Source organism: Variovorax sp. Root473 (genome assembly GCF_001426505.1).
Taxonomy (GTDB): domain Bacteria; phylum Pseudomonadota; class Gammaproteobacteria; order Burkholderiales; family Burkholderiaceae_C; genus Variovorax.
On the sequence record NZ_LMEV01000001.1, the window covers coordinates 76,071 to 88,313 of the forward strand.

Sequence of the window (12,243 nt, forward strand, 5' to 3'; positions counted from 1 at the left end):
CGATAATAGTCCGACTGGACGGTCTATGTCAACACGACAAAACGACCAATTTGGCCGTCACAGTCCCGCTCTTGCGGGACCCGATCAACCTCTATGAGATGCAAAGAAACCCATGCTCCAAGTGACATTCATCGAGCACGATGGCACCACGCACCTGGTGTCCGCCCCACCCGAGCGCACGCTGATGCAGATTGCCCTGGACAACGCAGTGCCGGGCATCCTGGGCGACTGCGGCGGGTCTTGCAGCTGCGCCACCTGCCACGCCTATGTCGACCCGCGCTGGACCGACAAACTGCCCGGGATATCAGAGACGGAGACCTTCATGCTCGAGGGGGTGCCTGAGCCGCGCGCGAACAGCCGACTGTGCTGCCAGATCAAGATGCAAGCCGCGCTGGACGGCATCGTTGTTCAGTTGCCGCAAGTGCAGGTCTGAGGCGACGCGCCCCCAGCGCCACCGGATGCTCGATCCCGCGATCTCGTCGATTGCGGATTGCGCATTGCCGTGGGTCTGCGATGAGGCACAGACCGAGCCGCCTGTGTAGCGCCTCTTGCACCTGCGGCGCCGGTTCAGTTCGACGCCGCGCCTCGGCTTTGGCCGTCGACCACGCACTCGAAGGTCGCACCAACCTCAGTGCGCGGCGGCGCAGGACTCGCCTATCAAGAGCATGTCTTGAGCAGAATCGCATCCTGGATGATAATTGGCCCAACCATTGATAATCCAGGAGACAAACTGTGACACTGCTGCGTACCTCGCTCGCTCTCGCCCTGACCGGCCTTTCGGCGTTTGCCGCATTCGCGCAAGAGACTTTTCCCTCGCGCCCAATCACCATCGTCGTTCCCTACCCCGCCGGTGGAACGAGCGACAACCAGGTGCGCATGTTCCAGGATCAACTGGGCAAGCTGCTGGGCCAGCCGGTGATCGTGGACAACAAGCCCGGCGCCTCTGGCGCCATCGCGGCCCAATTTGTCGCGCGCGCCAAGGCGGACGGCCACACGCTGCTTTACCCGAACAACGGCGTGGTGATCACCCCCCTTCTCAACGACAAGGCCGGCTATGACGCCCTGAAAGACTTCAAGCCGGTCACGCTGACCACCAGCGTGCCAATGGTCCTGGTGACCAACAGCAAAGTGCCCGCCAAGAACCTCACGGATTTCCTTGCCTACGCCAAGAAGCAACCCCAGGGCTTGATGTACGCCTCGGCTGGCACAGCCTCTTACGGCCATCTGGCTTCTGCCCGCTTGGCGGCCATGGCCGGCCTGAAGGTCGAGCATGTGCCGTACAAGGGGGAGGCAGCGACGACCATGGCCGCGCGCACGGGCGAAGTGCAGATGCTGCTGACAACGCCGTCGTCGGTGATGCTGGGCCTGGTCAACCAGGGCACGCTCACCATGCTGGGCGTGGCGACGGAGAAGGAGTCGCCGGTGGTCCCCGGGGTCCCGACCATCGACAAGCAGGTGCCCGGCTACATCTCCGAAGCATGGTTCGGGCTTCTGGCCCCGGCCGGCACGCCGGATGCAATCGTCCAGAAGATCAATGGCGCCCTGAAACAGGTCATGGCCGAGGACGCCATCCGCGCAAAGCTGCTCCCGACCGGCGCCCTGCCCCGGACGTCGACTCCGACCGAGTTCCAGGCCCTGCTGGAACGCGAGACCAAACAATGGCGCGAGGTCATCCAGAAGCATCACATCAAGGTGGACTGAGCGAAAGCCGGCCCCGTCACCCTCCCGGCCCCAGCGCCCCGTCACATTGCTCTCACCGTCGCCATGAACTTGAAACCCGAATACGACCTGATCGTGGTCGGCTCCGGGGCCGCAGGCCTCGCCTGCGCCATCACTGCCAGAAAACGCGGACTCGATGTCCTCGTGCTGGAAAAGGAGCCTGTCTTCGGCGGCACCACCGCACTCTCGGGCGGTGTGCTGTGGATTCCGATGAACCATCACGGCCTCCGGCAGAACCCCTCGGACACCGCCGAGACGGCACGGCAGTTCCTGATGCACGAGACCGGCGCTTTCTATGACGAGGCGGCCGTCGAGGCCTTCATCGACAACGGGGCGCGCATGGTCGAGTTCTTCGAGCGCGAGACGGCCATGCAGTTCGTGCCCACGCTCTATCCCGACTACCACCCGGATTCGCCGGGCGGCGTCGATGTGGGCCGCTCCATCCTCGCGGCCCCTTTCGACATCCGTGAGCTCGGCAAGGACATGGCGCGGCTGAAGCCGCCGCTGAAGACCATCACCTTCATCGGCATGATGTTCAACTCGTCCAATGCGGATCTGAAGCACTTCTTCCGCGCGACCAAGTCGCTGACGTCCGCCCTCTACGTCCTGCGGCGCCTGGCGAGCCACCTCAAGGAACTGGCGCTGTACAAGCGCGCGGTCTGGGTCACCAGCGGCAACGCGCTGGCCGCCCGGCTCGCCAAGTCGGCCCTGGACCTGGGCATTCCGATCGCCACGGGCACGCCCGTCACCGGCCTGAAGATGGACGGCGAGCGCGTCGAAGGCGTGCAGGCCAAAGCCGGGGGCCAACCCGTCGAGCTGCGCGCGCGCCACGGCGTGGTGCTCGCGTGCGGCGGGTTTCCACATGACCTCAAGCGCATCGCGCAGGCCTATCCCCACGTCAAGCGCGGCCACGCCCACCTCTCGCCGACCCCCACCTCGAACACCGGCGACGGCGTGAACATGGCCGAAGCGGCGGGCGGTTTCGCGGACATCCGCTTCACCGAGCCCGCGGCCTGGATGCCCGTGACGCGCGTCGATTTCGGCAACGGCGAGATCGGCGTCTTTCCCCATCTGCTCGATCGCTATAAGCCTGGCGTCATCGGGGTGCTCGGCAACGGCCGGCGCTTCACCAACGAGTCCAACTCGTACCACGACGTCGGCGCCGCGCTCACCAAGGCGTGCGCCGACATGCCCGAGACCGCCATGTGGCTGGTCTGCGACAAGCAGACGCTGCGCAAGTACGGGCTGGGCTACGTCAAGCCCGCGCCCCTGCCGATCGGCGGGCTGATCCGCAAGGGCTATCTCTACGAAGGGCGCACCCTCGCCGACCTGGCCCGCGCGACGGGCATCGATGCGGCGGGGCTGGAGCAAACGGTCCGGGCGTACAACGAACATGCCGTTCGCGGAGAAGACCCCGAATTCGGACGCGGCACCACCGCATTCAACCGCTACCTGGCCGACCCCGACCACAAGCCGAACCCTTGCGTCGCGCCCGTCGAGCACGGCCCCTTCTACGCCGTGAAAGTCCTCATGGGCGACCTCGGCACCTTCGACGGCCTGCAAACGACGGTGGTCGGCGAGGTCCAGAAGCGCGACGGCTCCACGATCGCCGGGCTGTACGCCGTGGGCAATGACCGCGCGAGCGTCATGGGGGGCAACTACCCCGGAGCCGGCATCACGCACGGCCCCAACATGACCTTTGGCTACGTCACGGCACACCACATCGCGGACCGGGCCGGCGCGGCGCAGCGCGCCGCCGCCTGACGGCCACGCACGAAGGACCCGCCCGCATGCACCTCCCCGCCAACGCCAAGGCCCTGGTCGATCACCGGATCTACACGATCGCGCTTCGCAAGATGCCCGAGTTCCTGGAGGTGTTCAACCGCCTCGCCATGCCCGTGCTGATGGAGACGCTGGGGCATCCGCTGGGCTTCTACACGAGCCTGGTGGGTCCGCAGAACCAGTTCGTCCACCTCTGGGGCTATGACAACCTGGCCGACTACGAGCGCCGCAGCCAGGCGCGCGACACGCACCCGGCCTTCCCCGCCTACCTGGCCGCCTCGGGCCATCTCATCACGGCCCAGGAAACCCGCCTGATCCGGACCTGCACCCTGCCGCCGGCCAGGGCCTGAGCGAACCCCCGCCCCGGCAACGCCGCACGCCGCGCCCCGTCATCGAGCGCGGGGGCGCACCAACACAGCGGCACCACGACACCCTACCTTTCACGCGCGCCCGCGGCAGTCGGCGCGCTGCTGTCGTTCCCGCGCCGCAGCACATCCACGAGCGAATGTCCCACGGGCGGGCACGTGCTCGCGCGCGCGGCTGCACCGCCTTGCCGTTGACGATTCAACAATCACAAATATATAATGGTTGAACCAAAGAATATTTCCTGACAAGGATCGCTTCTCATGGGCAAGTGGCTCACCACAACGCAGTTCGTCTCGTTCACCGTCAAGGACCGCGTGGCGCGCGTGACCTTGAACCATCCGGCACGTCGCAACGCGCTGTCCTGGGAGCTTCTGACGGAGCTCAGGGGCGCCCTGCTGGAAGCCGACGACCTGCGCGGCGTCAGCGCCATCGTGCTGGAAGGCGCGGGGCCCGACTTCTGTGCCGGCTACGACATGCAGTCGGCCTACGCCCGCTACGCCGCCGAGGGCGGCGCGGACTCGCCCTATCGCACCGGCAGCGGTTCGTTCGACGACGACGCCTGGAAGCTCGAGCGCTTCCAGGAGCTGGTCCGCACGCCCTTCTCGCTGCACAAGCCTGTCATCGCGAAGGTTCACGGCCACTGCGTGGCAGGGGGGACCGACCTGGCGCTGTACTGCGACTTCGTGATCGCCGCCGACGACGCGCGGATCGGCTTTCCCGCGACGCGCGCGATGGGCTCGCCGCCCAACCACATGTGGCTCTACCACGTTGGGCCACAGTGGGCCAAGCGGCTGCTGCTGAGCGGCGACGTCGTGAGTGGAAGCGACGCCGCCAAGATCGGCCTGGTCGTCGCCTCGGTGGCGCCGCAGCAGCTGGAACACGAAGTCGTGTCGCTGGCCACACGCATGGCGACCGTCGATGCCGAGCTGCTGGCCACGAACAAGCGCATCGTCAACATCGCGCTCGAAGTCGCCGGAGCTGCCGCCGTGGCCCGGATCGCCGCCGAGATGGACGCCCGCGCGCACCTCACGCAGGCCAAGAAGGACTTCGACCGCGACGTCGCCGCCATGGGCTTCAAGGCCGCCGCCAAGCGCCGCGACGAACCCTTCGGCGACGGCACCGTGCGCCCGAGCTGGTGAACGCCTTCCCTCTTTCCTCCCCGGCGCTGCGCAGGCACCGGCCCGACTCCTTCACTTCTTCCAGGACCGCCCCATGACCCCACGCTCTCGTCCCATGTTCCAGCGCCGTTGCCTCCTGCTTGCGACGGCCACGGCGGCATCGATGCTGTTCGCGCTCGCGCCCGCCCGTGCCGAGCCGGCCTTCCCGACGAAGCCGGTGCGCTTCATCATCCCCACCGCCCCGGGCGGCAACCTGGACCTGCTGGCGCGCGTCGTCGCCCAGAAGCTCGGCGAGGCCTGGGGCCAACAGGTGATCGTGGAAGGCCGCCCCGGCGCGAACACCATCCTTGCGACCACGGCCGTGGCCAAGTCGCCCGCCGACGGCCATACCGCGCTGTTCACCATCAGCGGCTTCGTGCAGAACCTGGCCATGCACCCCAACCCGCAATACCGCGCGGCGGACTTCGTTCCGGTGTCGCTGGTCGCGTCCTTTCCCATCGCGCTCGCCGCCAAGGCCGCGCTGCCCGCCAACGACCTGAAGGGCGTCGTCAAGCTGGCCCAGCAAGCACCCGACAAGCTCAGCTTCGGCAGCTACGGCGTCGGCTCGGGCGGCCACATCATTGGCGAAGGCCTGAACAAGGCGGCCGGCATCCGCATCAAACACCTGGCCTACAAGGGCGAAGCCGCCTCGTTCATCGACCTCGTGGGCGGGGACATCGACCTGGCCTACGGGTCCGTCGGCTTCTATGCCCGCCAGCTCAGCGGCGGCAAGGTCAAGCTCATCTCGGTCGCGAGCGCGCGCCGGCTGAAGCAGTTCCCCGATGTGCCCACCTTCGCCGAGGCCGGCTTCCCCGAGATCAACCTGCCGGGCTGGGGCGCCGTCTTCCTGCCCGCGAACACACCCGCGCCGGTGGTCGAGAAGTTCTCCAACGAGATCCGCAAGATCGTCGCCATGCCGGACGTGCAGGCCAAGATCTACGAGATGGGCTTCGAGCCGGTGGGCAACTCCAGCAAGGAATTCGCCGGCGTCGTCGAGGCCGACCTGAAGGCCTGGGGGAAGATCGTTCGCGAAAACAACATCAAGCTCGACTGAGTGGAGACCCCCGCCTTGAACCCCCCAAAAATCACCTCCAGGCTCGGCATCCGAGTTCCCATCGTCCAGGGCGGCATGCAATGGGTCGGCCGCGCCGAACTGGCTGCGGCCGTCTCGAATGCCGGCGCGCTGGGCATGCTCAGCGCATTGACGCAGCCCACGCCGGATGCGCTGCGCGCCGAGATCGCCCGGTGCCGCGCCCTGACCGGGCAGCCCTTCGGCGTCAACGTGACCATGCTGCGCACGGTCACGCCGCCGCCGTACGACGAGATCTTCGCCGCCATCATCGACATGGCGGTGCCCGTGGTCGAGACCGCCGGCAATGTGCCGGCCGAGGTGTTCGAGCGCCTGATCCGGGCGGGCATCACGGTGATCCACAAATGCACCTCCGTGCGCCACGCCCTGGCGGCGGAAAAACGCGGCGTTCACATCGTGAGCATCGACGGATTCGAGTGCGCGGGCCACCCCGGCGAGGAAGATGTCCCGGGCCTGGTGCTCATCCCCGCCGCCGTGTCGGCACTCTCGATCCCGGTCATCGCATCGGGCGGCATCGCCGACGGCCGGGGCATGGCGGCGGCGCTGGCCCTGGGCGCGCAGGGCGTCAACATGGGAACCCGCTTCGTGGCCACGCAGGAAGCGCCCGTGCACGAGAACATCAAGACCGCCCTGGTACGCGCCCGCGAGACCGACACGCGCCTGATGTTCCGCACGCTGGGCAACACGGCGCGCGTGCTGTCCAACCCGATCTCGAATGAAGTGCTTTCGCTCGAACGCCGCCCCGGCGGCTGCAGCTTCGAGGAGCTTCGCCCGCTGGTGGCCGGCGCGCGCGGCCGCGCCGCATTGGAAAGCGGCACGGTCGACGACGGGGTCGTCTGGGCGGGCCAGGTGGTCGGCCTGATCGACGACATTCCCAGCTGCCAGGACCTGGTGGACCGGATGATGCGGCAATGCCGCGAGCGGCTGGCGGCGTCGGCAGCCCTCCTCTAGCAAGAGCAAGGCCGCCCGGTGGACGCAGACCGGGCCGCCCTGCCGCATGCAGGCCTCACCCCGCGGCTCAGCCCAGGCTTTTCTCCATGTCGCGCGCGATCAGTTCCTTCATGATCTCGTTGGTGCCTGCCAGGATGCGGTGGATGCGCACGTTCTGATAAAGGCGCGCGATCGGATATTCCAGCATGTAGCCCGCGCCGCCATGGAGCTGCACGCATTCGTCCACCACCTGGCCGCAGGCCTCGGTGATCCACCACTTGGCCATGGCGGCGGTCGCGCCATCGAGCTGGCCGCGCACCAGCTTGTCGACGCACTCGTCGAGGAAGGCGCCCGCCAGGGCCGCCTTGGTCTGGCATTCCGCGAGCTTGAAGCGCGTGTTCTGCATCTGCAGCAGGCTCTGGCCGAACACCTTCCGGTCGGCCACGAACCGCAGCGTCTCCTCGATGGCGCGCTCCATGCAGGCGAGCGACATGGCCGCGGTGATCACGCGCTCCCGGGACAGCTCCTTCATCAGTTGGCGAAAGCCCTGTCCCTCCTCGGGGCCGAGCAGGTTCTCGCACGGCACGCGCATGTCGTCGAAGAACAGCTCGGCCGTGTCCTGCGAATGCAGGCCCACCTTCGCGAGCGTGCGGCCGCGGCGAAAGCCCTTCACCTTGTCCGTCTCCACCACGATGATCGAGATACCGCGCGCGCCCTGCGCCGGGTCGGTCTTCGCCACCAGGCAGATCAGGTTCGCGGTGCTGCCGTTGGTGATGTAGGTCTTGGTGCCGTTGATGACGTATTCGTTGCCTTCACGGCGTGCGGTGGTGCGGATGCTCTGCAGGTCGGAGCCCGTGCCGGGCTCCGTCATCGCAAGGCCGCCGACCAGATGGCCGCTGGCCATCTTCGGCAGCCACGCGTGCTTTTGCGATTCGCTGGCGAAGTTCTCGATGTAGTGCGCGACGATGCCGCTGTGCAGCGAGTTCCCCAGGCCCGGGCACAGCATGCGGCCCTGCTCGGAGAACAGCACGATCTCGTGCTTGAAGTTGCCGCCGCCGCCGCCGAAGGCTTCGCTGATGCCCGGGCACAGCAGCCCCGCTTCACCGGCCTTGTACCAGACGTCCCGGTCCACGACCTGCTGATGTCCCCAGCGCTCTTCGTGGGGCAGGAGTTCGGTCTCGTAGAAGCGGCGGGCGCTGTCGCGCAGGGTTTCGAGTTCGCTGTCCAGCCAGGCAGGTTGACGCATGTGGGGTCGTTCCGTGGTTCGTGTGTGAAGAGGTTTGTGTCCGCTCAGCGCGACGCCGCGCGCGCGGCGTCCTGCAGGGTGCGCCAATCGATCTTTCCGGTGCCCGAGCGGGGCAGCCGCTCGACGAAGTCGACCTCGCGAGGGCACTTATAGGTGGCCATCTGGCCTCGGGACCATTCCATGAGCTCATCCCGCGCCAGCTGCTGGCCCTCCCGCACCACCACCACGGCCCGGACCTGCTCGCCCCGGCTGGGGTGCAGCACGGAGATCACGCAGGCCTCCTGGATGGCCGGGTGCCGGTGCAGCAGGGACTCGACCTCGGTCGGCCACACCTTGTAGCCGCCGACATTGATCATTCGCTTGAGGCGGTCCACAAGAAAGTAATAACCGTCGGCATCGCGCCGGACCAGGTCGCCGGTGCGCAGCCAGCGCGCGCCGTCCCGTGTCACGAACGAGGCGGCATTGGCCGCGTCGTTGTTCCAGTACCCCGGCGACACCTGCTCGCCCGCGACCCAGAGTTCGCCGATCTCGGCGGTCTCGCCGTCCGGGTAGGGTTCGAGCGTGACCGGGTCCACCACCATCGCGCTCACGCCGAACTGCGGGATGCCCAGGCACTGGCGCTTGCCCCGATGCAGCGGGTTGGCCATCAGCATGGACGCGGTCTCGGTCATGCCGTAGGCCTCCATGTAGTGAATGCCCAGCTCTTCGGTCAGGCGCTCGTTCACGGCCTGCGGCAATGCCGAGCCGCCGCCGGTGATCACGGCGACGCTTGCGAGCGTCTCGGGGCGAAGACCCGGCAGCGCGAGCAGGTCCAGCAGCATCGGCGGCGCGACGCCCCAGCGGTTCACGCGGTGCGCCACGATCAGCTTCGCCGCACGCGCCGCGTCCCAGCGCGGCAGCAGCACCACGGTGGCGCCAAGGTAGGTGGTCGTGTTGATGAGGGCCTGCAGCCCCTGCATGTGGAACATCGGCGATGCGCCGAGGAAGGTGTCTTGAGGACCATCGCCGCGCCAGACGCAGGGCGTGACCGCCGCCGCCATGAGCGTGCGATGGGTGTGCGTGCAGCCCTTGGGCCGCGCCGTGGTGCCGGAGGTGAACGCGATCAGCGCCAGGTCGTCGGGCCCCGCGCTCGCCGGGTCGGGGCTGAGCGCCGCGTCCACCACCGCCGTCCACGCCGAGACCGCGGCGTGGTCCACGGACCGGGGCGGCGCCATGAACCAGTCCGGGGTGTCCGCCTCGAGATCCGGCAACCCTTCGCTGTAGGCGAAGAGAACCACGTGGTCGACAAGCGTGCCCACGATCGGCTGCAGTTGCGGCCAGAGTTCCTGCGCAACGATCGCCACGCGCGCGCCGCTGTCCTGCGCCGCATGCTCGAACTCCTCGCGCAGGTTCATCGGGTTGACCGGCACGGCGACGGCGTCCGCGCGCTGGATGCCGTGGTACGCGGTGGCGAACTGGGGCGAACTCTGGCCCGAGAGCAGCACGCGGTCGCCGGCGCGAACCCCGGCGTGCCTCTGCAGCCAACCCGCCACGGCCTGCGCATCGCGCCAGACCGCGGCGAAGGTGACGTCGTGACCGTAGACACGGTAGGCCGCCTTGTCCGGATACCGACGGGCGGCGATCTCCAGATTGCTCACCAGCGTGGTCTGGGGCAGATCCAGTCTGGTGGCCAGGCCTTTGGGCCAGAAGGGGGAAGCAGGCGATGCAGTGCTCATGGATGGATCCGGACGCTGGAGTGGGGTCTGTCGGCCGCGCCCCGGGCGCTCGCTCGGGGCAGGAATCGGAGCGAATGTTATCCGCCATCAATTAAAGGTTCAACCTTTATTGTTGACGTCGCATTTCTTAAGTCATAGCATCGAAAGGATCAACCAATAAGAATCAGAGGCAGCGCTTCATGGATCACGCGGGTTTCGCTCCCAACCTCCTGGCGGGAAAGACGGCACTGGTGGCCGGCGCCTCCAGCGGCATCAATCTCGCGATCGCGCAACGCCTGGCCCGGGCGGGCGCACGCGTGGCCATCCTGAGTCGCAGCCCCGAGCGCATCGAGGCGGCGGCGCAGGGCTTTCGCCGCGACGGGCACGAGGTGCTCGCGCGCGCCGCCGATGTGCGCGACTACGCCGGCGTGGCCGCCGTCATGGAAGAGACCCACCGGCATTTCGGCCCGCTGGACATCGTGGTGTCGGGCGCGGCCGGAAACTTCCACGCCCCCGCAGCGCACCTGAGCGCCAACGGATTCAAGACGGTGGCCGACATCGACCTGCTGGGCAACTTCAATGTCCTGCGCGCGAGCTTCGATCACCTGCGCAAGCCCGGCGCCTCGCTGCTGTCGATCACCGCGCCCGGCGCGCAGGTCGCGGGCATGTTCCAGGTCCATGCCAATGCGGCAAGGCCGGCATCGACATGACGGTGCGCTGCCTGGCCATGGAGTGGGGACCCGCGGGCGTGCGCGTGAATGCGCTGTCGCCCGGCCCGATCTGCGGCACGCCCGGGATGGCCAAGCTGGCCGCGTCGCCCGAGCGCGAACAGGCCATGAAGGCCCGCCTGCCGCTGCGCCGCTACGGCGATCTCGAAGACATCACGAACGCCGCGCTCTTCCTGGTCAGCGACCTGTCGCGCTACGTGACGGGCACGGTGCTCGACTGCGACGGCGGCATGCGCCTGGGCGACGCCTCGGCCGACGCACTGAGTCCGCTGCCGGCGCACTGAACTCCTCCTTTCTCCCCAACCAACGAGCTCGAATGAAAGAAGCATTCATCTACGACGCGCTGCGCACGCCGCGCGGAAAGGGCCGTCCCGACGGACGCCTTCACGAAGTCAACCCCGTCGACCTGCTTGCGGGCCTGATGCAGGCACTGCAGGTGCGCAACCGGCTCGACACCTCGCAGATCCAGGACGCGCTGATCGGCTGCGTGATGCCGGTGGGCGAGCAAAGCGGATGCATCGCCAAGACGGCCGCGCTGCGCGCCGGCTGGGACTGGCAGGTGCCGGGCGTGCAGCTCGACCGCTACTGCGGCTCGGGCATCGAGGCGGTCAACATCGCCGCCGCGAAGCTGCGCTCCGGCTGGGAAGACCTGATCGTCGCGGGCGGCGTGGAATCGATGTCGCGCGTGGCCATGGGCGGCGCGCCCGGTCCCCGCGACACCAAGCCCGAGCTGGTGTTCCAGCTCCAGCCGGTTCCGACAGGCGTGGCGGCCGACCTGCTGGCCAGCCTGGACGGCCACACCCGCGACGACGTCGACGCCTACGCGCTGCGCTCGCAGCAGCGCGCCGCGCACGCACGCGCCAACGGCCACTTCGCCAGATCGATCGTGCCGGTGAAGGACATCAACGGCCTCACCCTGCTGGCGGAAGACGAGCTGATCCGCGCGGACTCCACGGCCGAGAAGCTCGGTGCCCTCAAGCCCTCGTTCCAGGCCATGGGCGAACTGGGCGGCTTCGACGCGCTCGCGCTGATGAAGTACCCGCAGCTGGAGCGGCTGACCCACGTGCACACCGGGGGCAACTCATCGGGCATCGTGGACGGGGCTTCGCTGCTCCTTTTGGGCACAGCAGAAAAGGGCCAGGCGCTTGGCCTCACGCCGCGCGCCCGCGTGGTGTCGGTGGCGGCGATCGGCACTGAGCCGACGCTGATGCTGGCAGGCCCGGCGCCCGCAAGCCGCTTGGCCCTGCGAAGAGCCGGGCTGGCCATCGACGACATCGACCTCATCGAGGTGAACGAAGCGTTCTCGTCCGTCGTCCTGCGCTTCATCAGCGAAATGCGCGTGGACCCCGAGCGGGTGAACGTCAACGGCGGGGCGATCGCCATGGGGCATCCGCTGGGCGCCACGGGCGGGATGCTCATCGGCACGTTGCTGGATGAACTCGAGCGCCGCCAGCTCCGGCGCGGACTGGTCACGGCCTGCGTGGCAGGCGGCATGGGCATCGCCACCATCATCGAACGGGTTTAAGACAGA

General features: G+C 67.9%; 10 protein-coding genes and 1 pseudogene. 9 read left to right on the plus strand and 2 right to left on the minus strand.

Annotated elements, in window-relative coordinates; translation table 11 throughout:
• Positions 1-112: 112 nt before the first annotated feature.
• The 7 genes from ASD34_RS00330 (at position 113) to ASD34_RS00360 (ending at position 7,065) form a co-directional block, all read left to right on the plus strand.
• Positions 113-433 (plus strand): 2Fe-2S iron-sulfur cluster-binding protein, encoded by a 321-nt coding sequence (locus ASD34_RS00330; RefSeq protein WP_056571511.1) that lies wholly within the window; start codon positions 113-115, stop codon positions 431-433.
• Between the two features lie 299 nt (positions 434-732).
• The gene (locus ASD34_RS00335) at positions 733-1,701 is read left to right on the plus strand and encodes a Bug family tripartite tricarboxylate transporter substrate binding protein (protein ID WP_056571514.1); all 969 of its coding nucleotides are present in this window, start codon (positions 733-735) and stop codon (positions 1,699-1,701) included.
• Positions 1,702-1,764: 63 nt separating this feature from the next.
• Complete coding sequence (locus tag ASD34_RS00340) at positions 1,765-3,483, plus strand: FAD-dependent oxidoreductase (RefSeq protein WP_056571516.1); 1,719 nt, start codon at positions 1,765-1,767, stop codon at positions 3,481-3,483.
• Positions 3,484-3,509: 26 nt separating this feature from the next.
• A complete protein-coding gene (locus ASD34_RS00345; RefSeq protein WP_056571518.1) occupies positions 3,510-3,851 on the plus strand; it encodes an NIPSNAP family protein in 342 nt (113 codons plus the stop codon).
• Between the two features lie 276 nt (positions 3,852-4,127).
• Complete coding sequence (locus tag ASD34_RS00350; protein ID WP_056571521.1) at positions 4,128-5,006, plus strand: crotonase/enoyl-CoA hydratase family protein; 879 nt, start codon at positions 4,128-4,130, stop codon at positions 5,004-5,006.
• 73 nt (positions 5,007-5,079) lie between these two features.
• Positions 5,080-6,078 (plus strand): Bug family tripartite tricarboxylate transporter substrate binding protein, encoded by a 999-nt coding sequence (locus ASD34_RS00355; RefSeq protein WP_082548444.1) that lies wholly within the window; start codon positions 5,080-5,082, stop codon positions 6,076-6,078.
• 15 nt (positions 6,079-6,093) lie between these two features.
• On the plus strand, positions 6,094-7,065 hold the full coding sequence (locus ASD34_RS00360) for an NAD(P)H-dependent flavin oxidoreductase (RefSeq protein WP_268810561.1): 972 nt from the start codon (positions 6,094-6,096) through the stop codon (positions 7,063-7,065).
• Positions 7,066-7,132: 67 nt separating this feature from the next.
• Here the strand turns inward: ASD34_RS00360 and ASD34_RS00365 are convergent, their stop codons facing one another.
• Both ASD34_RS00365 and ASD34_RS00370 read right to left on the minus strand, forming a co-directional pair.
• On the minus strand, positions 7,133-8,290 hold the full coding sequence (locus tag ASD34_RS00365) for an acyl-CoA dehydrogenase family protein (protein ID WP_056571531.1): 1,158 nt from the start codon (positions 8,288-8,290) through the stop codon (positions 7,133-7,135).
• Between the two features lie 44 nt (positions 8,291-8,334).
• Positions 8,335-10,005: an AMP-binding protein gene (locus ASD34_RS00370; protein WP_056571534.1), complete on the minus strand. Its 1,671-nt coding sequence runs from the start codon at positions 10,003-10,005 to the stop codon at positions 8,335-8,337.
• Between the two features lie 179 nt (positions 10,006-10,184).
• On the opposite strand from ASD34_RS00370, the pseudogene ASD34_RS00375 reads away from it, so the two are divergent.
• Positions 10,185-10,996, plus strand: a pseudogene (locus ASD34_RS00375) (SDR family oxidoreductase).
• Positions 10,997-11,028: 32 nt separating this feature from the next.
• Entirely contained in the window at positions 11,029-12,237 is a 1,209-nt protein-coding gene (locus ASD34_RS00380; protein WP_056571537.1) for an acetyl-CoA C-acetyltransferase, read from the plus strand.
• Positions 12,238-12,243 lie beyond the last annotated feature (6 nt).

What these genes read in the sequence shown, in the direction of transcription:
- ASD34_RS00330 (WP_056571511.1), top strand. Translation starts at nt 113, where the DNA reads ATGCTCCAAGTGACATTCATCGAGCACGATGGCACCACGCACCTGGTG.
- ASD34_RS00340 (WP_056571516.1), top strand. Translation starts at nt 1,765, where the DNA reads ATGAACTTGAAACCCGAATACGACCTGATCGTGGTCGGCTCCGGGGCC.
- ASD34_RS00345 (WP_056571518.1), top strand. Translation starts at nt 3,510, where the DNA reads ATGCACCTCCCCGCCAACGCCAAGGCCCTGGTCGATCACCGGATCTAC.
- ASD34_RS00350 (WP_056571521.1), top strand. Translation starts at nt 4,128, where the DNA reads ATGGGCAAGTGGCTCACCACAACGCAGTTCGTCTCGTTCACCGTCAAG.
- ASD34_RS00355 (WP_082548444.1), top strand. Translation starts at nt 5,080, where the DNA reads ATGACCCCACGCTCTCGTCCCATGTTCCAGCGCCGTTGCCTCCTGCTT.
- ASD34_RS00365 (WP_056571531.1), bottom strand. Translation starts at nt 8,290, where the DNA reads ATGCGTCAACCTGCCTGGCTGGACAGCGAACTCGAAACCCTGCGCGAC.
- ASD34_RS00370 (WP_056571534.1), bottom strand. Translation starts at nt 10,005, where the DNA reads ATGAGCACTGCATCGCCTGCTTCCCCCTTCTGGCCCAAAGGCCTGGCC.
- ASD34_RS00380 (WP_056571537.1), top strand. Translation starts at nt 11,029, where the DNA reads ATGAAAGAAGCATTCATCTACGACGCGCTGCGCACGCCGCGCGGAAAG.